General features: G+C 65.5%; 21 protein-coding genes. 13 read left to right on the top strand and 8 right to left on the bottom strand.

Translation table 11 applies throughout. The features are described from left to right. Positions 1–25 precede the first annotated feature (25 nt). Positions 26–1036 carry a VOC family protein gene (locus ABIC76_RS05685; RefSeq protein WP_354533259.1) on the top strand — a complete coding sequence of 337 codons (1011 nt, stop codon included), beginning with the start codon at positions 26–28 and terminating at the stop codon, positions 1034–1036. Positions 1037–1052: 16 nt separating this feature from the next. Here the strand turns inward: ABIC76_RS05685 and ABIC76_RS05690 are convergent, their stop codons facing one another. Together ABIC76_RS05690 and ABIC76_RS05695 are read right to left on the bottom strand one after the other, a co-directional pair. Further along, positions 1053–1892 carry a DUF4349 domain-containing protein gene (locus ABIC76_RS05690; RefSeq protein WP_180815210.1) on the bottom strand — a complete coding sequence of 280 codons (840 nt, stop codon included), beginning with the start codon at positions 1890–1892 and terminating at the stop codon, positions 1053–1055. A gap of 157 nt (positions 1893–2049) precedes the next feature. Then, positions 2050–3696: an APC family permease gene (locus ABIC76_RS05695; protein WP_354533260.1), complete on the bottom strand. Its 1647-nt coding sequence runs from the start codon at positions 3694–3696 to the stop codon at positions 2050–2052. 361 nt (positions 3697–4057) lie between these two features. On the opposite strand from ABIC76_RS05695, the gene ABIC76_RS05700 reads away from it, so the two are divergent. Then, the gene (locus tag ABIC76_RS05700) at positions 4058–5398 is read left to right on the top strand and encodes an MATE family efflux transporter (RefSeq protein ID WP_354533261.1); all 1341 of its coding nucleotides are present in this window, start codon (positions 4058–4060) and stop codon (positions 5396–5398) included. 63 nt (positions 5399–5461) lie between these two features. Here ABIC76_RS05700 and ABIC76_RS05705 read toward each other — a convergent pair whose 3' ends face one another. From ABIC76_RS05705 to ABIC76_RS05715, 3 genes are all read right to left on the bottom strand, one after another. Continuing rightward, a complete protein-coding gene (locus ABIC76_RS05705; RefSeq protein ID WP_102065511.1) occupies positions 5462–5749 on the bottom strand; it encodes a helix-turn-helix domain-containing protein in 288 nt (95 codons plus the stop codon). Further along, positions 5736–6068, bottom strand: coding sequence for a type II toxin-antitoxin system RelE/ParE family toxin (locus tag ABIC76_RS05710; protein ID WP_354533263.1), 333 nt, complete (start codon positions 6066–6068; stop codon positions 5736–5738). The genes ABIC76_RS05705 and ABIC76_RS05710 overlap by 14 nt, the downstream gene beginning before the upstream one ends. A 100-nt stretch (positions 6069–6168) precedes the next feature. Next, positions 6169–6765: a helix-turn-helix domain-containing protein gene (locus ABIC76_RS05715; protein ID WP_009240078.1), complete on the bottom strand. Its 597-nt coding sequence runs from the start codon at positions 6763–6765 to the stop codon at positions 6169–6171. An 87-nt stretch (positions 6766–6852) separates the two neighbouring features. Here ABIC76_RS05715 and kbl point away from each other — a divergent pair, with 87 nt between their 5' ends. The 10 genes from kbl to ABIC76_RS05765 all read left to right on the top strand — a co-directional run bounded on the left by kbl (position 6853) and on the right by ABIC76_RS05765 (position 19197). Then, positions 6853–8097, top strand: coding sequence for a glycine C-acetyltransferase (kbl, locus tag ABIC76_RS05720; protein ID WP_354533264.1), 1245 nt, complete (start codon positions 6853–6855; stop codon positions 8095–8097). After that, the gene (locus ABIC76_RS05725) at positions 8097–9080 is read left to right on the top strand and encodes an NAD-dependent epimerase/dehydratase family protein (protein ID WP_354533265.1); all 984 of its coding nucleotides are present in this window, start codon (positions 8097–8099) and stop codon (positions 9078–9080) included. The genes kbl and ABIC76_RS05725 overlap by 1 nt, the downstream gene beginning before the upstream one ends. An 82-nt stretch (positions 9081–9162) precedes the next feature. Next, positions 9163–9432 carry a hypothetical protein gene (locus tag ABIC76_RS05730; protein WP_316882683.1) on the top strand — a complete coding sequence of 90 codons (270 nt, stop codon included), beginning with the start codon at positions 9163–9165 and terminating at the stop codon, positions 9430–9432. Between the two features lie 587 nt (positions 9433–10019). Then, positions 10020–11030: a LuxR C-terminal-related transcriptional regulator gene (locus ABIC76_RS05735; protein WP_102065507.1), complete on the top strand. Its 1011-nt coding sequence runs from the start codon at positions 10020–10022 to the stop codon at positions 11028–11030. Positions 11031–11103: 73 nt separating this feature from the next. Continuing rightward, positions 11104–13569 carry a poly-beta-1,6 N-acetyl-D-glucosamine export porin PgaA gene (gene pgaA, locus ABIC76_RS05740; RefSeq protein ID WP_354533266.1) on the top strand — a complete coding sequence of 822 codons (2466 nt, stop codon included), beginning with the start codon at positions 11104–11106 and terminating at the stop codon, positions 13567–13569. 50 nt (positions 13570–13619) lie between these two features. Continuing rightward, positions 13620–15770, top strand: a complete 2151-nt coding sequence (pgaB, locus tag ABIC76_RS05745; RefSeq protein WP_354533556.1) for a poly-beta-1,6-N-acetyl-D-glucosamine N-deacetylase PgaB — start codon at positions 13620–13622, stop codon at positions 15768–15770. A gap of 1 nt (position 15771) precedes the next feature. After that, positions 15772–17058, top strand: a complete 1287-nt coding sequence (pgaC, locus tag ABIC76_RS05750; RefSeq protein WP_037026670.1) for a poly-beta-1,6-N-acetyl-D-glucosamine synthase — start codon at positions 15772–15774, stop codon at positions 17056–17058. Then, positions 17055–18062, top strand: a complete 1008-nt coding sequence (locus ABIC76_RS05755) for a PgaD family protein (protein ID WP_102065505.1) — start codon at positions 17055–17057, stop codon at positions 18060–18062. Before pgaC ends, ABIC76_RS05755 begins: the two co-directional genes overlap by 4 nt. Before the next feature lie 381 nt (positions 18063–18443). After that, positions 18444–18674, top strand: a complete 231-nt coding sequence (locus ABIC76_RS05760; RefSeq protein ID WP_027679794.1) for a hypothetical protein — start codon at positions 18444–18446, stop codon at positions 18672–18674. Positions 18675–18912: 238 nt separating this feature from the next. Further along, the gene (locus tag ABIC76_RS05765) at positions 18913–19197 is read left to right on the top strand and encodes a hypothetical protein (protein WP_354533267.1); all 285 of its coding nucleotides are present in this window, start codon (positions 18913–18915) and stop codon (positions 19195–19197) included. A gap of 108 nt (positions 19198–19305) precedes the next feature. Here the strand turns inward: ABIC76_RS05765 and ABIC76_RS05770 are convergent, their stop codons facing one another. Continuing rightward, positions 19306–19500 carry a hypothetical protein gene (locus ABIC76_RS05770; protein WP_027679796.1) on the bottom strand — a complete coding sequence of 65 codons (195 nt, stop codon included), beginning with the start codon at positions 19498–19500 and terminating at the stop codon, positions 19306–19308. Positions 19501–19684: 184 nt separating this feature from the next. Here ABIC76_RS05770 and ABIC76_RS05775 point away from each other — a divergent pair, with 184 nt between their 5' ends. After that, complete coding sequence (locus tag ABIC76_RS05775) at positions 19685–20668, top strand: SDR family oxidoreductase (RefSeq protein WP_502947848.1); 984 nt, start codon at positions 19685–19687, stop codon at positions 20666–20668. An 18-nt stretch (positions 20669–20686) separates the two neighbouring features. Here ABIC76_RS05775 and ABIC76_RS05780 read toward each other — a convergent pair whose 3' ends face one another. Next, the gene (locus ABIC76_RS05780) at positions 20687–21070 is read right to left on the bottom strand and encodes a hypothetical protein (protein ID WP_354533269.1); all 384 of its coding nucleotides are present in this window, start codon (positions 21068–21070) and stop codon (positions 20687–20689) included. 58 nt (positions 21071–21128) lie between these two features. Beyond that, positions 21129–21761 carry a UdgX family uracil-DNA binding protein gene (locus tag ABIC76_RS05785; RefSeq protein WP_354533271.1) on the bottom strand — a complete coding sequence of 211 codons (633 nt, stop codon included), beginning with the start codon at positions 21759–21761 and terminating at the stop codon, positions 21129–21131. Positions 21762–21868: the final 107 nt, after the last annotated feature.

The raw sequence follows: 21868 nt of genomic DNA on the forward strand, positions 1-21868 counted from the left end.
GCCTGCACGGCGTCAGGAGACGGTCATGACACTAGCGTCAGTGGCATCGGTATCGGTCAGCGGCCCGAGCTGGTCCCGCGATTTCCTGCGCACGCTGCAGGCCCCCGCGAGCGGCGTGGGGCGGGTGGGCGGCGATGCGTGGTTGCGGGTCGAGCCAGGTCGCGCCACGGCGCCGCGTCCCGACGAAATCGTCGTCAATGACGTGATGTTCGGGGTCGATGACGTTGCCGTCGCGCATGGGCGCGCCGTGCGTGCAGGCGCTGCCGATCTGGCACCGCCGCACTGGGGCCTCGTGTCTACGCCGCAAGGGGAGCGTCCTGTGCGTATGGCACGCGTGGGCGGTATCGGCCATGTCACGCACACGTTGGTCGAGCGCGAACCTGCCGCCGGCGATGCCGCCTTCGATGCAACGCAGGGGCTTGACCACCTCGCGCTGTGCCTGCCTTGCGGCACCATGGGCGCAACGGTTGCGCGTTACGAAGCGGGCTTTGGCTTGCATGTCACGCAAACCGAGCATATCCAGACGCGCAGCCTCGGCATGATCAACACGGTGCTGCAGAACGCCAGCGGCAGCGTGAAGCTCGTGCTGTCGATGCCCACAGCCAGCAGCCAGACGACGCAACTGCACCGCTTTGTCGACGTGCACGGCGGTGCGGGCATCCAGCACGTGGCGCTGCGTGTGCCCGCACTGCTGGCGCACAGCCTGGCGCTCAAACGCCACGAGGTGAACTTCGCGGGCTCCATGCCGGAAGTGTTTGACGCCATGCTGGCGCGCATCGGGCACTGCCCGGTCCCGCGCGATGCTGCGCTGGCCCTCGGCATCATGGCCGACCGCGATGCCGACGGCCTGCTGTTGCAGTCCTTCCTGGCGCCGTCGCGCACGGCGGAGCCGGTGTTCTTCTTCGAACTGATCGAGCGCCAAGGTGCGCGTGGGTTTGGGGCGGCCAACATCCGCGCCCTGTTCGAGGCGGTGGAGCGTGTGCAAGGTGCCGCCGCGGCGGTGGGCGAGCCACAAAGTCAACCCGCCACGGTCTAGCACCACGCGCGATGGCTCACTGCGTCGTCTTGCGCTGGCGCCATTTGCGCCGCAGCTTGATGAACAGGGCCACCACGATCGACAGAACGATCGCCCACGGCAATAGATAAGCCACCGCTTCAATCACGCTCGCGCTGGCTCGCACCAGCGAAGGCAGGAATTCGCGGAACGCATTGCCGATGGGCGCCCACAGGCTGCGCGCTGCCGTCTGCCGCGTGCTCAGGTCGATCGACAGCACCTCGCGGTTCACGCGGTCCATCAGATGGGTGTTCTGACCGGTGGCCGCCTCCAGCTCCGATTGTGTTTCCGCCAGCTTTTCTGCGATCAGGATGAGGTCTTCCACCTTGGTCGCCTTGCGCTGCAGGTCGAGCAGGCTCGCACGGTAGTTCTTCAGCATCTCCAGGCGCTTGCCGACTTCGGCAATCGGCTGGCCGAGGTCGTCTACGTGGGTGCCCTGGCTGACGACCCCACCGCTGTCCGCCAGGCGTTTGCGCATGGCACGCACGCCCTCCGGGCTGGCGCGCAGATTCAGATGGGCGGTACCGCCGCGCTGGTCCCGCTCGAGCTGGATGCTGGCATCCATGACCGTGCAGTGCCACGTGGCTTCGTTCACGCAGGCGTCCTGCAGTTCGCGGTACAGGCGCTCGAGCTGCGGCGCGTCGACCTCCAATGAGACGCGGTGTTCGTAGGCGAGAAAGCGCTGCTCGGCGCGATCGGCCATCTTGGCGCTTTCCGCAGCTACGGGCGCGGCAGCCATCATCGCGGGCGATGCACCGCCGCCTGGGCCGGATTCTTCTTTCTTGCTGCAAGCGCTCAGGGACAGCGCGATCAGGATCAGGCCGAGGAGTCGAGTCATGGGCAAATGAAACGGCGTTGGGTTGTACGCAAAGTCCGGGGGATTGCGGCGCAGTCTAGCGCACACAGCTGAGCAGGTGCCCCGGAGCGCGCAGGCAAGAAAAAACGCCCGCCGGCAGAACCGGTCGGGCGTTTTTTTCCAGCGTGCGACTGGGGTGTCAGACGCCTTGCGGGACTTCGCGTGCGGCGCGCTTGCGGTCACGCACTTCGGTTTCTTCATGCACGCTGTCCACCTCGTCCAGGTAGCGCGTGTGCCAGCCGCTGGCCACGCCCCAGTGGTAGAAGAACAGCGAAAGCACTGCGACGATGCCCATGTCCCAGCCGTAGGGGATGTAGCCGTGGCCGCCGAACTCCGTGCTGCCGCAGTACGACAGCGCGGCGATGGTCGGCAGGTAGGCGATCATCCACCACGCGCCCTTCAGTTCCGTCTTGAAGTCGGGCCAGCCGGCCTTGGCCTGGTAGTAGAAGTACACGGGCAGCGCCACCAGCATCAGCACGATGATCTCGCCGGTCAGCGGCCACTTGGCCCAGTACAGGATGAGCGATGCACACACAAACGCGAACGGCGCGATGAGCGAGAGCCCCGGCAGACGCAGCGGGCGATGCAATTGCGGCGACGTGCGGCGCAGCGACATCACGCTGATCGGGCCGGTCAGGTACGAAATGACCGTCGCCACCGAGATGACCGCCGCCAGCGCACCCCAGCCGCGGAAGAAGAACAGGAAGATGAACGACACCGCCAGGTTGAACCACATGGCCGGGCGCGACACGCCAAACAGCGGGTGCACGCGACCGAAGATCGCCGGCATGGTGTTGTTGCGCTCCATCGCGTAGATCATGCGCGTGGTGGTGGCCATGTACGTGCTGCCGGTGCCCGAGGGGCTCACGAACGCATCGATGTACAAAACGATGGCGAGCCAGTTCAGGTTCAGCGCAATCGCCAGCTGGGCGAACGGCGAGTGGTAGTCGATGCCGTGCCAGCCGTTGACGAGCGACTCAGGCGGCACCGCGCCCAGGAAGGCCACCTGCAGCGCCACGTAGATCACCGCGGCCAGCAGGATCGAACCGATCACCGCGATGGGCACGTTGCGGCCCGGGTTGCGCGCCTCGCCCGCCAGGTTGATCGGGCTCTGGAAGCCGTTGAATGCGAACACGATGCCGCTGGTGGCAATGGCGGTCAGCACCGCAGACCAGCCGTACGGCGCAAAGCCCTGTCCTGCCGAAGCGGCGCCCGTGCCGGTGCCGAAGTTGCCCGGGTGGAAGCCCGCTGCAACCAGCGCCACCGCCGTTGCGGCCGGAATGATGAACTTGAAGATCGTGATGGCGTTGTTCGCCTTGGCAAACACCTTCACGCCCCAGTAGTTCAGCAGGAAGTACACCACGACGAGCACTGCCGACAGCACCAGCCCGGGCGGCGTCAGCTCACCGTGCTGGAAGAGCGACTGTGCCCAGGGCCAGGGCCAACTGCTCATGTACTGGATGGAAGCCTCGGCCTCGATGGGGATGACGGTGACGATGGCGATCCAGTTGGCCCAGGCCGCCACGAAACCCACCAGCGAGCCATGCGAGTAGCGCGCATAGCGGACCATGCCGCCCGATTCCGGGAACATCGCGCCCAGTTCGGCATACGTCAGGGCAATGGCGAGGATGACGACGGCGCCGATGACCCAGGTGAAGATGGCAGCGGGGCCCGCGACCTTTGCCGCGTGGCCGGCGCCAAACAGCCAGCCGGAGCCGATGATCGAGCCCAAGCCGGTCAACATCAATGCCCAGGCGCCGAGATTGCGTTGTACGTTTTTTTCCAAGAGGAGTCTCCGCCCCGGCGAGTCGGAAGTTCGACAGGGCACCGCGGTTTGCTTACCAGTCCGCTTAGTTCTACCGAGGCGACGCTGTTTGGGCGCCGCCCGCCGTCCTATGTGGTGGGTGTCACCAGCCCAGGACATGCGTGTGCTGGCTGACGCGTAGCATCAACCGCACCCGTCCGGCCGCGATGAAAGGCAGAACACGATGTCTGTCTTCCGGGGGGATTCGCGTATAGTCATCGACGACGTTGTGCGGGGTGCCGCACTTGCCGCCCGATTCCGGAGCCCGCAATGGGGCGCAATGATAGCGAAATCGTGAGCGGTTGCACCGCCTTTTTCATCCTTCCGCGCAGTTTTTGTCCCCATGGAGTCCTCTTTCGCCACTTCGGTTGCACCTGCGTCACGTGCGCAGTGGCACCGGCGCGTGCTGATGCTGGCGTTTCCCATCGTGCTGGCCAACCTGACGCAGCCGATCCTCTCGGCGGTGGATACGGCCGTGGCGGGGCACTTGCCCGGGCCGGAATACATCGGCGGCGTGGCGCTGGGCGGGGTCTTCTTCAACTTCGTGTTCTGGGGGTTTGGCTTCCTGCGCATGGGCACCACGGGGCTGGTGTCGCAGGCGCACGGCGCGGGCGACACGCAGGCGTTGCGAGCGAGCGTGGTGCGCGCGCTGCTGCTGGCCTTCGCCATTGGAGCGGCATTGCTGGTGCTGCAGGTGCCGGCCATTCGCATCACGCTGGCGCTTCTCGGCGCGAGCGAATCCGTCACCCGCATGGCCGAGGTGTATTGCCACACGCGCATCTGGTCGGCGCCGTTTGCGCTGGCCAACTACGTCGTGCTGGGCACGCTGCTCGGGCGCCAGCAGGTGCGGCGCGCGCTGCTGCTGCAGGTGTTCATCAACGCCGTCAACATGGTCGCGGTGCTGACCCTGGTATTGGGCGCTGGCATGGGTGTCGCCGGTATTGGCGCCGCAACGGCGCTGGCCGACATTGCCGGGTTTGGGTTGGGCATGTTGCTGCTCTGGCTGCAACGGCCGATGGGGTTGCCGCCGCTCACCCGCACCGAACTGCTCGCACGCGACGCATGGCGCCGCCTGATGGGGCTGAACACCGACATCTTCCTGCGCACGCTGTGCCTCCTGGCCGCCTTCGGCTGGTTTGCGCATGCGGGCGCCAAGCAGGGCGATGTGGTGCTGGCCGCCAACGCGTTGCTGCTCAATTTCCTGACCTTCATGGCCTACGGGCTGGACGGCTTTGCGCACGCGGCCGAAGCGCTGGTGGGCGCCGCCCTAGGTGCGCGGGACCGCGCTGCGCTGCGCATGGCGGTTCGCGTGTCGACGTTCTGGTCGGTGCTCGGCGCGGGGCTCTTTGCGGCCGTGTACGCGCTGGCGGGTGCCGGCATCATCGGCGTGCTGACCGATCAGCCTGCCGTGCGCGAAGCCGCACGTCAGTATCTGGTGTGGGCGGCGCTGCTGCCGGTCGTGTCGGTATGGGGCTTCCAGTTTGACGGCGTGTTCATCGGCGCGACGCGCACGCGTGAACTGCTGGTGACGATGGCCGTGGCGGCCGCCGCGTTCTGGGGCTTGTCAATCACGCTGCAACCGCTGTGGGGCAACCACGGCCTGTGGTTGTCGATGCTGGGCTTCATGGCGCTGCGCGGGCTGATGCTTGGCATGCTGCTGCCGCGCGTGTGGCGCGCGCCTTAGTTGCATGTGGCAGCAGCTTAGGGAGTGAACCGGGCTGCGCTTGTATAGCTGGGGGATGGCTTGTCAGATCAAGTGGATCTCCAAGCGCTTCCCAAGTGCCGCCGCGTACTTGCGTAACGTATCGAGCGAGGGCGAATGCTGCCCAGACGCGATAGCCCGTTCCAGCCGGGTCACGGCTGGTGCCTTTGTGCCCATGCGCTCGGCAACCTGCGCCTGGGTCAGACCGGCGGCGGCACGGGCCGTCAGCATTTCATCCAGCAAGGCAAATTCCTCACGGTTGAGCCGTTCATATTCGGCCCGAACTTCAGGGTCTGCCAGAGCTTGTGCCCGCATCTGCTTATACGTCTTCATGTTTGATCTCCTGCAGCCGCTTGCGTGCGGTGGCGAGTTCATTGGTCGGGGTCTTCTGGGTCTTCTTCACAAAGCTGTGCACGATCACGATGCGCCGATCGATGATTGCGCAATAGATCACGCGGGCAATCCCTTCGGCGCCTTTCAAGCGCATCTCGAACAACCCATCCTTCATTGCCTTGGTGTGTGGCTCACCCAGATGCGGGCCGTGTTCGATCATCCGGTCGGCAAGTGCCAGGAAGCGGGCGTACAGCGTTTTCGGAAGAGTTTCGATGCTGCGCTGTACGCGCTCGCTGTAAAACAGGATGTCGTAGGGCATGCACGGAATAATAACATATTTGTTATTTCTGCCTCGCCCGAACGAGGTCTAGAAGCGCAAAAGGAAAGGGTTTAGGGCGGGGGTATCGCCTATACCTCGCCTACTGCGCGTATTCCACCACCAGCAACGCCGTCGCCACCGTCTTGCCGGCGTTCGAGATGGCGTGCTGCACATCCACCGGATAGCGCGCCGATTCCCCATGCCGCACCTTCTTCTCGCTCGGGCCGGATTGCACCGTCACCGTGCCGCTCAGCACGGAGATGTGCTCCTTCGAGCCCAGCTCGTGCGGCTCTGACGCCAGCACGCCGCCGGGCTGGATTGCCAGTTCATACCATTCAAAGCGCGCCGCGAGGTCAACGGGGCCAAGAATCTTCAATTCGCACTTGCCATCCGGGCTTTTGATGACTGGGATGGAGTGAGCGGGGATGACCGTCACTGCGGGCGCCGCATCGGCCGCGCCTTCGGGCGAGAGGAAATCCGCCAGCCCGACGCCGAGCGCGGTGGCCAGGCGCCACAGCACCGCGACGGTCGGGTTGGCCAGGTTGCGCTCGACCTGCGAGAGCATGGATTTGGACACGCCCGCGCGGCGCGACAGTTCATCGAGCGACAGCTTGCGCGCCTGGCGCAGTGTCTGCAGTTTTGCGCCAACGGCCGGTGGGCCATCAGTGAGGGCATCGGTGGCGGGGGCTTGTGCCATCGGTTGGTATCTTGTAAATTGAACGAATTATTCGATATATCGAACTTGTTCGATTTATCGATCAACGCAGTCTACAGGAGCAGCACCATGGGGACAACGCAAGCCAACGCTTCCGCCGACGCCACCGGGGCCACCGACGCCACCGACGCCTTCTACGCGCACATCCGCCGCGAGCTGGAGGCGATCGAGGAGGCCGGCCTCTACAAGACCGAGCGGATCATCACCACGCCGCAGGGCGCCGTGATCCGCACGGCTGACGGCAAGGAGGTCATCAACCTCTGCGCCAACAACTACCTCGGCCTGTCGTCGCACCCGGCGGTGCTGAAGGCCGCGCACGAGGCGCTTGACACGCACGGCTTTGGCCTCAGCTCGGTGCGCTTCATCTGCGGCACGCAGGAGCTGCACAAGACGCTGGAAGCGCGGCTGGCGAAGTTTCTCGGCACGGAAGACACCATCCTCTACGGCTCGGCGTTCGATGCCAATGGCGGGCTGTTCGAAACGCTGCTCGGCGCGGAAGACGCCGTCATCAGCGATGAACTGAACCACGCATCGATCATCGACGGCATCCGCCTGTGCAAGGCGCAGCGCTATCGCTACAAGCACAACGATCTGAACGATCTGCGCGCGCAATTGCAGGCCGCCGACGCGGCGGGCGCTCGCTTCAAGCTGGTGTTTACCGACGGCGTGTTCTCGATGGACGGCACCATCGCGCGGCTGGATGAGATCCGCGCCATCTGCGATGAATTCGGCGCGTTGCTGGGCATTGACGAGTGCCATGCCACGGGCTTTCTCGGCAAGCGCGGCCGCGGGTCGCACGAGCATCGCGGCGTGTTCGGCAAGATCGACGTCATCACCGGCACGCTGGGCAAGGGCCTGGGCGGTGCGTCGGGCGGCTTCACGAGCGCGCGCAAGGAAGTGGTGGCACTGCTGCGCCAGCGTTCGCGGCCGTATCTGTTCTCGAACACGGTGGCGCCGTCCATTGTCGGGGCGACCATCAAGGTGCTCGACCTGCTGGAAGCCGACACCGCGCTGCGCGACAAGCTGGAAGACAGCGCGCTGTATTTCCGCCGCAAGATCGTCGAACTGGGTTTCGATATCAAGCCGGGCGACCATCCGATCGTGCCGATCATGGTGTACGACGCGCAAAAGGCGCAGGCGCTGTCCAAGCGTCTGCTGGAGCTGGGCGTGTACGTGGTCGGCTTCTTCTATCCGGTCGTGCCGAAGGGGCAGGCGCGCATCCGCGTGCAGATCAGCGCGGTGCACGAGCGTGCGCAACTCGATGCGGCGCTCAAGGCATTTGAAACCGCCGGCAAGGAACTGGGGATCATCTGATGAGCACCGGTACGAGCGGTAATGTTGGAACGGCGCCGCGCATCCTCATCATCGGCGCCAACGGGCAATTGGGAACGGAACTGGCCGTCGCGCTGGCAGAGCGCCACGGCAACGGCAACGTTGTGACGAGCGACATGGTGCCCCGCGGCCGCCACCCGCAGATTCGCCACGAAACACTGGATGTGACCGATCGCGGCCAGTTACGCGAGATCATCGAGCGCCACGGCATCACGCAGATCTATCACCTGGCGGCGGCGCTGTCGGCGGCCGCAGAGCAGTCGCCCACGTGGGGCTGGGCGCTCAATATGAATGGCCTGCTGAACGTGCTGGAAGCCGCGCGCAATCATCAGCTCGAGCGCATCTTCTGGCCCAGCTCGATTGCCGCGTTTGGGCCCACGACGCCCGCAGACAACACGCCGCAGAGCACGATCATGGAGCCCAAGACGGTCTACGGTATCTCCAAGCTGGCGGGCGAGGGCTGGTGCCGCTGGTATTTCGAGCACCACGGTGTGGACGTGCGCAGCCTGCGCTATCCGGGTCTGATCTCATACAAGACCGCACCGGGCGGCGGCACGACGGACTACGCCATCGACATCTTCCATTCCGCCGTGAAAGGCGAGCGCTATACGTGCTTCCTTGAGCACGACGAGGCGCTCCCCATGATGTATATGCCCGATGCCGTGCGCGCGACCATCGAGTTGATGGAGGCCCCCGCCGAGCGCATTACCGAGCGTGGCAGCTACAACCTGGCCGGCGTGAGCTTTACGCCGGAGCAGCTGACGGCGGAAATCCGCCGGCATCGTCCGTCGTTCGAGGTGGCCTACGCGCCGGATTTCCGTCAGGCGATTGCCGCCAGCTGGCCCAACTCCATCGACGATTCGGTCGCCCGACGCGATTGGGGCTGGAAGCCCGAATACGGCGTGGCGGAGATGACGACCGACATGCTGCAGAACCTCGCGCACTTGGCCGCGCACCCCGCCTAGGCAGTTTCAGTCAGGGAAATTACGGGCATTGCACGGCGCTGTTTTCCGTTTCGCTTCGATCGGTTGTGTTCAACAATGCAGCATGGCCATCACTTCTCGTCCCTGCCGCATGCCTTGTTCGACGCCCGACCCCGCGCCGCGCCATCGCGACGATCCGCCCGCCAAGCGCACATGGTGGGTGCCGGTGCTGCGCATGTCGGTGGCTGCGGCCGTGGTGGCGGCGATTCCGCACACTTCGATCCAGCTGCCGTTTGCCGACGGCGCCTGGATGCTGCATACGGCTGCCGGCCTCATCTTCATGGTGGGCGCCATCGACAGCCTGTTCCTCTTTGCCATGCGCCATAAGCCCTGAAGGCGGCGCATCGGTCATCTCCCGCCGGCGGCGTCGCTCGATATGTGGCGCCCGCCGCGCTCGCTCGGTAAGTTTTAAAACAGGTTGTAAAAACGTTCAGTGGACAGCCGACGGCATGACGGCATCAGTCGTCACACCCCGCGAATTCGTAACTGAACCGTTACAGAAATGAATCAATTTGCGGCGCTGCACCAATCGATGCAGCTGCCCGATGATCCTTTGCCACAGCGGCTTTCCCCCCTGTTTCCCGCACCGCCATTTGTGCCGCAAGTGTAAGCAGATGTTGCGCTGCACGGAGGTGGCCCAATGCTTGCTCTATGTGGTGCGGTCACTCTGTATGTGCAAGGCAGTTCCGCCACATGCAGAACACGTTTTTCCAAATAAGCGAATCCGGAACCGGATTGGTCCCCACGATCACACGGTCCCCACGGCATTCGCACTTCGCTTCTCCACAGCCGGCACATCGCCGGTGGCAGGGCGCTTCTCTCGGACGGTCCCGGGGTTTCGACGGTCATGTGCGTGCTCGCCCGCAGCGGCTGGCCTGCGCGCGCCTGACCGGAATCGCTTCACAAGAAAACGAGGAAACCATGAAAGCAGTCCTGCTGGAGAATCATCCGTTGCTGCGAGCCGGACTTGCGCAGTTGCTCGCGCATCCGACCCTTGGTCTGGAGGTCGTCGCCCCGGCATTGCCTGCCGGCGTCCCCGGTGAATTGCCTGCTTGCGATGAACGCGCCGACCTGCTCGTCATCGGTCTGGACGAGGCCAATGGGCCGTTCGACCCGGGCCAGTTCGCCGCCCAATTGCGCGAAGCCATCGACGCGAGCGAGGCCAGCCATGTGGTGCTGCTGGCCGCCAGCCTGTCTGCTGAAGAAGCGCACGTCGCCATGACGTGCGGTGTGGACGCCTATTGCGCCAAATCGCAATCGCCCGAAGTCTTGCTCGCCACGTTGCGGCTCGTGCTGGCGGGTGGCCAGTCCTATCCGGCGCTGATGCCGCGTGCCGCGAGTGCGGCGCTGCCGATGCTCTCGCTGGATGCATCGGAGGCGGCGCAGCGGCTCAATGTTTCGCTGCGCCAGTACGAAGTGCTGGTGCTCCTGTCGCGCGGCCACTCGGTCAAGGGCGTTGGCCGCCTGCTGGGCATTTCGGAAGCCACCGTCAAGACGCACGCCTGCACGCTGTATCGACGCCTGAACGTGCGCAACAAGAGCGAAGCGGTGTATGCCGCCATGCGCCTGGGCATTCCGCTGGAGTTGCAGGGCGGGGCTGCCGCCACCACCAGCGCTGCATCTGCGCAGACATCGGTCCAGGTGTCTGGCGATGCGCAAGACGCCGACGTGTTCGTGCATACCGCAGCACGCACACCGACTCCGCTCCAGGCCGGCGCACGGCCCCGGGACGCGGTCATGGCGTCTTCCTCCCCCCAGACGGGGGCGGTCGGCCGGACCACCGCATCGGTGTCCGCATCGGCCGCTGAACTGGGCGCTGAGTCTCGCTGGGCCGCCATGACGCGCGCCTTCGGGGGCGTGACCAGCGTGACGCCCGCCAAGCCGATGCGCGCCCCGGTGCGCACCGCCAACGGGACGGCTCGCCTCGGCTGACTCGGCCCAGGCAGCTCTTCATGCAATGCGGATGACGTGCGCCCGCACGCCCCGCTCACTTGACACGACAACAATGACAACCCACGAGCCAATTTCCTCGAGCCTGCCGGCCGCACGCAGCGGCGCGGCTGCGGCATGGCATCCACGCCGCTGCGCAATTGCTGCCGCCACCGTTATGGTGGTCGGCACGGCGCCGATGATCGCGCACGCCGCGATCGACGATGCTTCGAACGCCGCCACGCGGCGCCTGATCGACACCCAGTTGGGCGACGCGGCGGCCAAGGGCCCGACCACGTTTGCCTCCACCACCGTCATCGGCGGCGGTGACGATCTGCCGGCGTCGCCGGCCGGCACGCTGCTGGTGGCGCAACAGGCCGTGCCGCCCGCCGATTCGCCCGTGACGGCATCCCCGGCAGCCACTTCGCCCGCCACCGCGGCGCCGACGCCGGCTGTTGAGGCAGCGCCCTCGGCGCCTCCGCCCGCACCGCAGTCGCCCACGGTGATCCTGCCCCCGGGCACGCCTTCGCCCGATGCAGCTGCACCGGCCCCGGTCGCGCCTTCAGGCCCGCGTGCACAAGGCCCGGGCGCGCTGGAACCGCTGCAGGTGTCGCCGGAAGCGGCCAATGCCGCGGCCACGCACGCCGCCGGCAACGCCCCCGACAACGCGCCCGTCGGCCCGATGCCGACCGACCGCCAGGCCTTCCACGATGAAGTCATGCGCGAATCGCGCGAGGGCGCGGCCACGCTGGCGCAAGAGCACCTGCGCCAGCACCCCGACTGGTTCAAGGAAGCCGAGTCATGGCATGTGGACCATGCCGCCGCTGCACAGCGCATCCGCTGGGGGCGTCAGCAGTTGAAGGTCATCAACGGGCCGGAACGTTTCGTCATCATCGATCAGGCAGTGGCCGAGATCGAGGCGCTGCTCAAGAAGGTGCCCGATACGCCCGAGAACGCGGAGTTCCGCCAGGAAATCGTGGCGGATGAAGTGGTGGCACTGTCCTCACGCGGGCGCATGAAGGATGCCGTCAAGCGCTACGAAGCCATGTCGCAGACCGGCAAGGTGCCCGCGTACACACGCGTTGCTGCGGGCGACGCGTATGCATATCTCGACACGCCGGACAAGGCCGCAGCGGCGTATGCGCAAGCGCTCAAGGATGCGAGCCCGGGCGAGATCGAAACGGGAGACGTCCAGGAAGGCCTCTTCTACGCCATGCTCGATACGGGCCGCTTTGAAGACGCCCGCGCGCTGCTCGACAAGATGAAGGCCGACAACCCGGAATACGTGCGCCTGGCGCCGGAAGCCGGCACGCCCAATCCCGATTACTCGCGCATCAAGCGCCTGGAAGCGCAGTACCTGATCCTGACGGGCCGCACGCACCAGGGCATTGCCGAGCTGGACAAATGGCGCCACGAAGCACCGTTTGCCGCATCGCTCGTCAGCGCACGTGCCGACGGTGCGATGGTGCAGACCGAGCCGTATCGCTCGCGCGAGATGTACAAGACCGCACTGGCCGAACACCCGGATGACTTGAGCGTGGTGGCCGGCTATGGCCGCGCATCGTTGGCGGTGGACGATCTGAAGACCGCCAAGGATGTCGCCAACGGGCTGGATGAGCGCTTTCCCGAGAACGGCTCGGTGCGTGCGCTGCGCAAGGACCTGGATGTCTACCAGAGCCCGCAGCTCATCATCGAATCCACGGCGGACAAGGGCAATTCGGTGTTCGCCAATAACGAATTCGGCGTCAGCACCAAGGCCTACAGCGGGCCGTTTGCCGATCACTATCGCCTGTTCTTCCACAACTTTGCCGGCCGCGCGCAGTTTGACGGCGCCACGCAAAGCCGCGTGCGCAACGGCGCAGGCCTGCAGTGGTTCGACACCGGCGTGGAAGTGAACGGCGAGGTGCACCAGTCTGTTGGGGCGGCCGGCAAGACCGGCGGCACCCTGGATGCAACGTGGATCCCGAGCGACCACTGGAAGGTGTCGGGCCTGGTCACCACCGATGACCTGGAGGTGCCCTACAAGGCGTACCAGGTGGGTGTGACCGGCAAGACCTTGAGCGGCAACGTGCGCTACACGTGGGATGAAACGCGTTACGCATCCCTGACGTACGGTGTGTCGCGCTACTCCGACGACAACCTCCGCCAGCGCTGGGCCGCAAACTTCTACCAGCAGGTGTTCACCTCGCCGCGCCACACGGTCGGCGTGCTGCTCGGCGCCGATACCAGCAACAACACCATGACGGGCCTGAACTACTTCAGCCCGTCACGCGACTACAGCGGCACGGCCACCGCCATCTGGTCATGGACGCCATGGCGCTACGCCGACAAGTCGTTCACCCAGCGCCTGTACCTGACCGGCGGCGTGTACAACCAGCAGTCGTTCGGCAACAGCCCGATGATGGAAGCGCGGCTCGAACATGTCTGGCAGATCAATCGCAAGACGCAGGTTTCCTATGGCATCGGCTTTGGCCGCCATCGTTACGACGGCCAGCCCGAGAACCGCAAGTTCCTGTACCTGAACCTCAACATTCCGCTGTGATGCCCATGCAAGCTCTCCGACAACCGTCATTGCGACGATTCATCGCCTGGATGGCATTGACCTTTGCGCTGGCCATCGTGGCTGCCGTTCGCCCTGCCGGCGCCGTCCAGGTGGACTTCCTGCCCAAGCCCGATCCGGACGACGGCAAGACCTTCCGCGTGCTGTGCTTTCACGACATCCGCGACAACCTGCGCGCCAGCTTCGAGACGCTGCCCGACGGGTTTGCCGTCGACACCAAGATGCTGACGAACATGTTCAGCTGGATCCAGGCCAACGGCTATCACCCCGTCACGCTCGCGCAGATCGACGAGGCGCGCCGTGGCGGCAAGCCGCTGCCCAAGCGTCCGATCCTGCTGACGTTCGACGATGGCTACGAGAGCCATTACACGAAGGTTTTCCCGCTGCTCAAGCAGTTCCGCTTCCCGGCCGTGTTCGGCCTAGTGACGGAATGGACCAACGCGCCGCCGGGGGCAAAGATCAAGCTGTCGAACACGCAGATCGTCGACCGCGATTTCTTCATGAACTGGAACCAGATCCGCGAGATGCAGGCTTCGGGCCTGGTCGAGTTCGCCACGCACACGCACGACATGCACCACGGTGCCCTCGGCAACCCCCAGGGCAACGAGATGCCGACTGCGACCACGCATGAGTATCTGCCCAAGCTCGGCCGCTACGAGACCGACGACGAGTATCGCAAGCGCGTGCGGGCCGACCTGCAGCGCAGCGTCGACATCATCCAGAAAAATCTCGGCACCAAGGTGCAGACGGTGGTGTGGCCGTATGGCGCCCACAACCTGATGGCTGACCAGGAGGCCGCCAACGTGGGCCTGAAGTACATGCTCACGCTCGAGCCGGGTCCGAACACGCCGGATGTGCCGCTCACTGCCATCCGCCGCAGCCTGATGGGCTACGACACAAACACGGGCGACCTCGAGCGCTCGCTGCGCGAGCCCGTGACGCACCACGGCATGATCAACCCCGTGCAGCGCGTGGTGCATGTCGACATGGATTACATCTACGACCCGGACCCGAAGCAGCAGGAGGCCAACCTCGGCAAGTTGATCGACCGCATCAAGGACCTCGCACCGCGCGTGGTCTACCTGCAGGCCTTTGCAGACCCGAAGGGCAACGGCGCCGTGGACGCGGTGTACTTCCCGAACCGCCACATGCCGATGCGGGCGGACCTGTTCTCGCGCGTGTCGTGGCAGTTGAAGACGCGGGCGAAGGTGGAGGTGTACGCCTGGCTGCCGATGCTGTCGTACAAACTGCCGGCCAACAATCCGGCGGCCACGCACCTGGTGCAGTCGGTGGCCGGTGCGCCGCAGAAGCCGGGCACGGTCAAGCCGCCGCGGCTGTCGCCGTTCGATCCGCAGGCGCGCCAGATGATTCGCGACATCTATGAAGACCTGGCAAAGAACGCGACCATCGACGGCATCCTGTTCCACGACGACGGCGTGCTCGACGACTACGAAGATGCCAGCCCCGCTGCGCTCAAGGCCTACGAGGCCATGGGCCTGCCCGGTGACATCAACCAGATTCGCCAGTCGCCCGAGTTGATGCAGAAGTGGTCGCGGGCCAAGACGGCTGCGCTGATCTCGTTCTCGAAAGAGCTGATCTCGGTGGCGCAGGGCTATCAGAACGGCCGCGACATGCTGACCGCGCGCAACATCTTTGCGGGCCCGGTGCTCGATCCGAAGGCTGAAACGTGGACGGCGCAGAACTATGACGACTTCCTGGAGGCGTACGACTACGTGGCGCTCGAAGCCATGCCGTACATGGAAGAAGCCAAGGATCCGAAGGACTGGATGAAGAAGCTGACGGCCGCCGTGGCCAAGCACAAGGACGGCCTGAAGAAGACGATCTTCGAGCTGCAGGCAGTGGACTGGCGCAACCAGGACAAGCCGATCCCGTCGACCGAACTGCGTGATCAGATGCGCGCGCTGCGCTCGGCCGGTGCGCTCAACTACGGCTACTACCCCGATGACTTCATTGCCGGTCGGCCCGATACCGAGGTGCTGCGCGAGGTGATGTCGCTCAAGACCTATATCGAGACACGCAAGCCGGTGGGCGGCGACAAGGGCAGCGTTGAAAAGCTCAACAGCTCGTCGCTGCCGCAGAGCGCGCCGCCGAATGCCGGCGTGGACAGGAAACCCGCGACCACCGAAGCCGCAACGTCGTCCAACACCAAGGCGGGAGGCTGACATGGAAGTGGACTTCCTTCTGGCCAAGCGCTGGATCTCCGACTTCGTCTTCTACTACCCGTTTTTCATGTCGTATTTCTGGATGATCGGCGGGCTGCTGCACTACTTCCTGCTCGAACGGGGAACGGAGCACGTGCGGCACCCGCTGGCACTGCTGGGGGTGAAGAGCTACCCCAAGGTGTCGATCATCGTCCCTTGCTACAACGAAGAGGCGAACGTGCGGGAGGTGATCAGCCACCTCGCGCGCATGCGGTATCCGAACTACGACATCATCGCCGTGAATGACGGCAGCTCCGACCGCACGGGCGAGCGGCTGAACGAACTGGCTGCGGAGTATCCACAGTTGGTGGTGATTCACCAGTCGTCCAACCAGGGCAAGGCGATCGGCCTCACCACCGCTGCACAGGTGACCGATGCCGAGTACCTGATGTGCATCGACGGCGATTCGATTCTCGACGTGGATGCGATTGCCTGGATGATCCGCCACCTGATGGAAAACCCGACCATCGGTGCGGTGACCGGCAACCCGCGCATCCGCACGCGATCGACGTTGCTGGGGCGCATGCAGGTGGGCGAGTTCTCGTCGATCGTGGGGCTCATCAAGCGGACGCAACAGATTTACGGGCGCCTGCTGACGGTGTCGGGCGTGGTCGTGATGTTCCGCAAGCACGCCATCGAGGATGTCGGTTACTGGAGCAACGACATGCTCACCGAGGACATCGACATCAGCTGGAAGCTGCAGGTGGGCGGCTGGATGATCCGCTACGAGCCGCGCGCGCTGTCGTGGATCCTGATGCCCGAGACCTTCCGCGGCCTGTACAAGCAGCGCCTGCGCTGGGCCAAGGGCGGCATCCAGGCGCTGATCAAATACGCGCCGGCGATGGCGAGCCTGCGGCAGTCGATGATGTGGCCGATCTTCTTCGAGTACGCCCTCTCGGTCGTGTGGGCGTACAACATGCTCATCGTCATCACGTGGTCGATGGTCAGCTTCTTCGTCGACTTGCCCCCCGAGTGGCGCATGGAAGCGCTGCCACGGTGGCACGGCACGCTGCTGTTCATCACGTGCGTGCTGCAGTTGCTGATCGGCTGCTTCATCGACCGCCGCTACGACGACAACATCCTGCGCTACTTCATCGACACGGTCTGGTATCCGGTTGCGTTCTGGATCCTGAACCTCGTCACCACGGTGGTCGGCTTTCCGGCCGTCGCCTTCCAGCGTACGCGTGCCCGTGCCCGCTGGACCAGCCCTGACCGGGGCATCCAACAACAACAGGGGAATTCGCCATGACCATGCTCGTCATTGATGTTTCGCGAAACTCGATCCGACAGTCGTTCTCGGACAAGGGTGTCGTCGGTACCTTGCACCACGTACTGTGGTTCCGCATCTTCCGGCCAGTGCTCGTGATCTCGATCTGGGGCTTGCTGGGTCTGTATGTGGGCTACTCCATCAGCAGCGTGGGCCCCAGCGGCCTGCCGTTCGAGCAACTGCGCATGTACGGCAACATCATCGCGGGCATGGGCGGCGTGCTCGTGGTGTGGATGATCCTGTCGCGCATGGACCGTGCGGTCCGCCGCAAGATCGCGCGTGCGCCGGTAGCACGGCCAGTCTCCGGTGGTGCCTCGGCGCGCGCCTCGCGTGGGACGCCGCATGCGCGGCAGCCTGCGTGGCAACGTCCGCGCAACACGCGCTTGCTGGTGGTCGACCACGACGATGATGGCGACATCACGCACGTGCGCTCGTGGCAGGAATGGGCGGGCCGCCCGGCACCTGCCGGTACCGCCACGCCGCCCACGCCGTTCACCCGCAGCCCGGAATACGACCCAGAAGAGCCGGTGCTCGGCTCCCGTCCTGTCGGCGAGGCGATCGTGCTCGAGAACCTCGATCGCGAAGAGCCGTCGCTGGCAGGTTCGGACGCACCTGCCCAGCCGCCGCGTGACATCGCGAAGGCCGTGGATGCGATCACGGCCGATGCAGCGGGCTTCCATCGCTTCGGCTACCGCGGCCGTCTGGGCCGCAGCGACTGGGTCGAGCCGACCCCGCACGAATCGGCTGCGCAGACGTATGCGATGCGCCCTGGCATGGCCCGCCACTACGGCAGCGTGACGGCCGTCGTGCATGGCCGTGCTGCAGTGCAGGCAGCGGACCGCGCGACGGAACACCACCGCACGTTGCATGCATTTGGTGCGCATGCACAAGTGGAGGACCCGTACGCGCGACTGCAACGCGTCGAGCGCATCGACCCGCTGCACGGCTTCGGCCGCCGCGGCAACATCGTCGCTAACGACGCGTAACGTTGGCTTCCAGCACGGTGCTAGGCGCCCCGGTGACGTGAGTCCCCGGGGCGCCTTCTTTTGCGCAATTGACTTAGCGCAAACGGACGAGGGCGGACTTTTCTGCAATGCGCAATCGTTGCCGCCCGTGCGCTGCACCGCACGGCAAACGGTTGGCGCGGGGGCCTCGGCGGTGGGGCGCGCGATGACGACGGAAGAAACGCTCCATTGCCCTCTTGAATGCCGCCGCGCGGGTGCCTATGCTGGCTTCTCCTGCAAGCCCAGTTGCTCTCTCCCGGTGTTCTCGGCGGCTCTTGCAGTGCTCATGGTGTCAGTAAAAACCAAGCCCACCCACCGTCACGGATTGCGTGCCGTGGCCCACAAGACAAGCTGGAGCCGACTGTGCTGAGTCCCCATGAATTTGCCGTCCTGCTTCTCGTCAACGACGGTGCCGAATCCGACGACCTCGACCGCGCCGATGTCGAAGCGCTCATCGAACGACAGCTCGTGACGCTGGAGCGCCGCGGCCCGGATCACTGCTATGCCCGGGTGACCCTCCAGGGTTACGTTCTGCTCAAGGCATCCGGACACGTTCGCAACGGCGGCCGCCGCGCGGTGGCCGTGTCCCACTAGACGATCCTTCCTCATCGCAGTGCACGCGGTCGCTGCCTGGGCGTGAGTCCGGGCGTCCGCGTGACGTCAGCGCGGTCGATACAAACAGAAACACACTGCCCGTGGCGCAGGCGCGGCGTATGCGCGCCTGCGCGCGCCCAGGGGACGGCTTCTTGCTGAATTGCAGATGCCCATCCGCAGATTCGACGCATCCGCGTCAGCGGGTAGGCCTGCATGACAACTCAAGAGGAGCCACCCCATGAAGAAGAAACACACCCTGCTTGCGGCGCTGTTTGCGCTGACCGGTACCGTTGCCCTTGCGCAGCCCATGCCGCCGCCGCATCCCGAAGATCACGACCGCGATCACGACCACGAACGTGCGGAACGCATGGAACGCGAGCGACACATGGAGCGCCGCGAGGAGCACCGTGAACTCCGTGCCGAGCACCGTGGTATCAAGCGTGACCGCGAAGCCCTGCGACACCGCGAACACGAGGCACGCGAGCGCGCACATGAAGTCCATGAAGACATGGAACATCGCTGATACAGCGTGACCGACTGGACGCCCGACCGCGAATACGGCAAAGCCCGCGCGGGTCGGGCGTCATTCTGATGCTGCGTTATCCGACACTGCTTGCGTTCCGCTCAGTCGTCAGCCTCCGCCAATCCCCTGAATGATCTTGCCGCTGCCCTCGCACGACGGGCACGGGCTGCCGTCGTCGCGCTGGCCCGTTCCGTTGCACTCTGGGCAGACCGCTTCGCCGCTGCCGGGCGCGCCTGGTGCTGCTTCGTCGCCGGGCGCGGCCGGTGCGGGCGGTGTGCCGGGAATGGGGTTTTCGTTGTTCACGTGTCCTCCTGTCGGGCGGGTGTGTGAGGAGGCGGGCGCAGAAATCGTGCCGCTCTCAAACCCTTCGCGAACGGGAATCGCCCTTGCTTGATGCAGCGTTCAGGCGGGCCGGTGTTCGGCCTGCTCCCCGATCAAGGAGCCGCTCGTGGCAGACGACGATTTCTTCAAGGCGCGCCGCAAGGTCATGCAAGGCGCGACCGCAGCACTGGCAGCGGCGGTGACAACGCCGGCACTGGCGCAATCCCAATCGCAGCCCGGCGCCGCAGCCGGCAGCGCCCCCGCCAAGAGCGGCGTGCAGGACCCGCGCCCGCTGTACCCCCATCCCCCGTTTCCGGTGCAGTCGCAGCCGTGGCCAGGCCTGGCTGCGCGCATGACGCCGCGGCCCGATCACGGAGAACGCAGCTACCGGGGCAGCGGGCGCCTTACGGGGCGACGGGCGCTCATCACGGGCGGCGATTCGGGCATCGGCCGCGCGGCGGCCATCGCTTTTGCGCGCGAGGGGGCGGACGTCGCCATCAACTATCTGCCGCAGGAAGAGGAAGACGCACGCGAAGTGGTGGAGCTGATTCGCGCGGCGGGGCGCAAGGCCGTGGCGCTGCCGGGCGACATCCGCGACGAAGCGTTTTGCAAATCGCTGGTCGACAAGGCGGTCAGCGCACTGGGCGGCTTGGACATCCTCGTCAACAACGCGGGGCGGCAGCAGAGCCACGATTCCATCCTCGACATCACGACGGATGCATTCGACTGGACGCTCAAGACGAACGTCTACGCGCTCTTCTGGATCACCAAAGCGGCTATCCCGCACATGCCGGCCGGCGCGGCCATCATCAATACGGCGTCGGTCAACGCATACGATCCTTCGGAAAACCTGCTGGACTATGCGTGCACGAAGGCCGCGATCGCCAACTTTACAAAGGGGCTGGCCAAGCAGATGGCCAAACGCGGCATTCGCGTGAACGCCGTGGCGCCAGGCCCGTTCTGGACGCCCCTGCAAGTGAGCGGCGGACAGACGGAAGCCAACCTCAAGGAGTTCGGTGCGAAAACGCCCATGGGCCGCCCGGGCCAGCCGGCGGAAATCGCCACCGTCTATGTGCAGCTGGCCAGCAGCGAGTCCAGCTATGTGACGGGTCAGGTCTACGGCGCCTCCGGCGGCAGCGGCCAGCCCTGAGTGCCTGCCCGCCGACGGTCAAGGGTGCGTTGCCGGAATGTTGGGCGGGCTGGCCGGCGGACGCTCGCGCCCCTGCGGGCTGCCGCCCGTGGATTGGTCCTTGACCACGTTGCCATTCCTGTCCTGATGCGACGTGGAACCCGTGCGCGGTACGTATTCGCCGGAAGGGTTGGCGCTGTCGTTGCGCGTGCGGTTGCGCGTGGCATCGCGGCCCGTGGCGCTGTCGGTCCGGCTCGTGGTGCCGGTGGCGGTGGTGCTGTCTGCGCGGGCTGCGGGTGCGTTGTCGCTGCTGCCGGATTGGCCGCCCGTGGCCTGCGCGAACACCGCGCCGCTGGCGAGTGACACGAACATGGCTGCCGCCGCGCACAGCGCACGTGCCGGATAGGTAGTGCGGTTCATCATCGTCCTCTCGTGAAGTGTCAATGTCGGTTCCACCGACGCAACTCACGCGCCCGTGCTGCTATTTGCCCGCGGCAAGCCGCCGTGCGTGTTTGAGTGCAGTCACGATGTCGAGATAGGCGTGTTCCCGTGCGGCGGGGTCCGGGGCGCGAAGTGCGTAAGACGGATGCCATGTCGCGAGTACCATACGGCCGTCATGGCGGACGGGCTTGTTGAAGTGGTCTTGCAGGCGCGCATGTGCATCGTCGAGCAGCGCCTTCAACGCAGTCGCACCCAGCGCGACGACCACCGCCGGCGCTTCCTGCTGCAGTTCGCGCTCGAGCCAATACATGCAGGCCTGCACCTCCCGCTGGCCCGGCGTCTTGTGCAGGCGCCGCTTGCCGCGCAACTCCCATTTGAAGTGCTTGACCGCGTTGGTGATGAAGACGTCGTCGCGCGGGATGCCGGCGTCTTCCAGTGCGCGGTCGAGCAGCTTGCCGGCGGGGCCCACAAACGGTTTGCCCGCCAGGTCTTCGCCGTCGCCCGGCTGCTCGCCGACGAGCATGATGCGCGCCCGTCGCTTGCCTTCACCCGGTACGGCCTGCGTGGCGTGGCGCCAGAGGTGGCACCGCCGGCACGCGTCGAGCGACGCCGGCTGCTGGGTCGGGTCGGTGTCGTCTTCTTCTGGTGGAGGGGCGGCGGGCGGCTTTTTCATGGGCAGATCCGGCTGCGCAAGCTGCAGCAACGTCGATGCCACCACTCGTGCCACTGCCGCTGGAACGCCGGTTGCGTGGGCAGTCGGCCTGCCAGACATGTCGCGCA

This window comes from Ralstonia sp. 1138 (assembly GCF_040544795.1).
GTDB classification, from domain to species: domain Bacteria; phylum Pseudomonadota; class Gammaproteobacteria; order Burkholderiales; family Burkholderiaceae; genus Ralstonia; species Ralstonia flatus.

Bases quoted from the DNA above. Each gene is read 5' to 3' on its own strand.
- ABIC76_RS05725 (WP_354533265.1), top strand. From the start codon at position 8,097: ATGAGCACCGGTACGAGCGGTAATGTTGGAACGGCGCCGCGCATCCTC.
- ABIC76_RS05765 (WP_354533267.1), top strand. From the start codon at position 18,913: ATGAAGAAGAAACACACCCTGCTTGCGGCGCTGTTTGCGCTGACCGGT.
- ABIC76_RS05685 (WP_354533259.1), top strand. From the start codon at position 26: ATGACACTAGCGTCAGTGGCATCGGTATCGGTCAGCGGCCCGAGCTGG.
- pgaA (WP_354533266.1), top strand. From the start codon at position 11,104: ATGACAACCCACGAGCCAATTTCCTCGAGCCTGCCGGCCGCACGCAGC.
- ABIC76_RS05775 (WP_502947848.1), top strand. From the start codon at position 19,685: ATGCAAGGCGCGACCGCAGCACTGGCAGCGGCGGTGACAACGCCGGCA.
- ABIC76_RS05690 (WP_180815210.1), bottom strand. From the start codon at position 1,892: ATGACTCGACTCCTCGGCCTGATCCTGATCGCGCTGTCCCTGAGCGCT.
- ABIC76_RS05780 (WP_354533269.1), bottom strand. From the start codon at position 21,070: ATGATGAACCGCACTACCTATCCGGCACGTGCGCTGTGCGCGGCGGCA.
- ABIC76_RS05735 (WP_102065507.1), top strand. From the start codon at position 10,020: ATGAAAGCAGTCCTGCTGGAGAATCATCCGTTGCTGCGAGCCGGACTT.
- ABIC76_RS05730 (WP_316882683.1), top strand. From the start codon at position 9,163: ATGGCCATCACTTCTCGTCCCTGCCGCATGCCTTGTTCGACGCCCGAC.
- ABIC76_RS05705 (WP_102065511.1), bottom strand. From the start codon at position 5,749: ATGAAGACGTATAAGCAGATGCGGGCACAAGCTCTGGCAGACCCTGAA.
- ABIC76_RS05785 (WP_354533271.1), bottom strand. From the start codon at position 21,761: ATGAAAAAGCCGCCCGCCGCCCCTCCACCAGAAGAAGACGACACCGAC.
- pgaC (WP_037026670.1), top strand. From the start codon at position 15,772: ATGGAAGTGGACTTCCTTCTGGCCAAGCGCTGGATCTCCGACTTCGTC.
- ABIC76_RS05710 (WP_354533263.1), bottom strand. From the start codon at position 6,068: ATGCCCTACGACATCCTGTTTTACAGCGAGCGCGTACAGCGCAGCATC.
- kbl (WP_354533264.1), top strand. From the start codon at position 6,853: ATGGGGACAACGCAAGCCAACGCTTCCGCCGACGCCACCGGGGCCACC.
- pgaB (WP_354533556.1), top strand. From the start codon at position 13,620: ATGGCATTGACCTTTGCGCTGGCCATCGTGGCTGCCGTTCGCCCTGCC.
- ABIC76_RS05715 (WP_009240078.1), bottom strand. From the start codon at position 6,765: ATGGCACAAGCCCCCGCCACCGATGCCCTCACTGATGGCCCACCGGCC.
- ABIC76_RS05700 (WP_354533261.1), top strand. From the start codon at position 4,058: ATGGAGTCCTCTTTCGCCACTTCGGTTGCACCTGCGTCACGTGCGCAG.
- ABIC76_RS05755 (WP_102065505.1), top strand. From the start codon at position 17,055: ATGACCATGCTCGTCATTGATGTTTCGCGAAACTCGATCCGACAGTCG.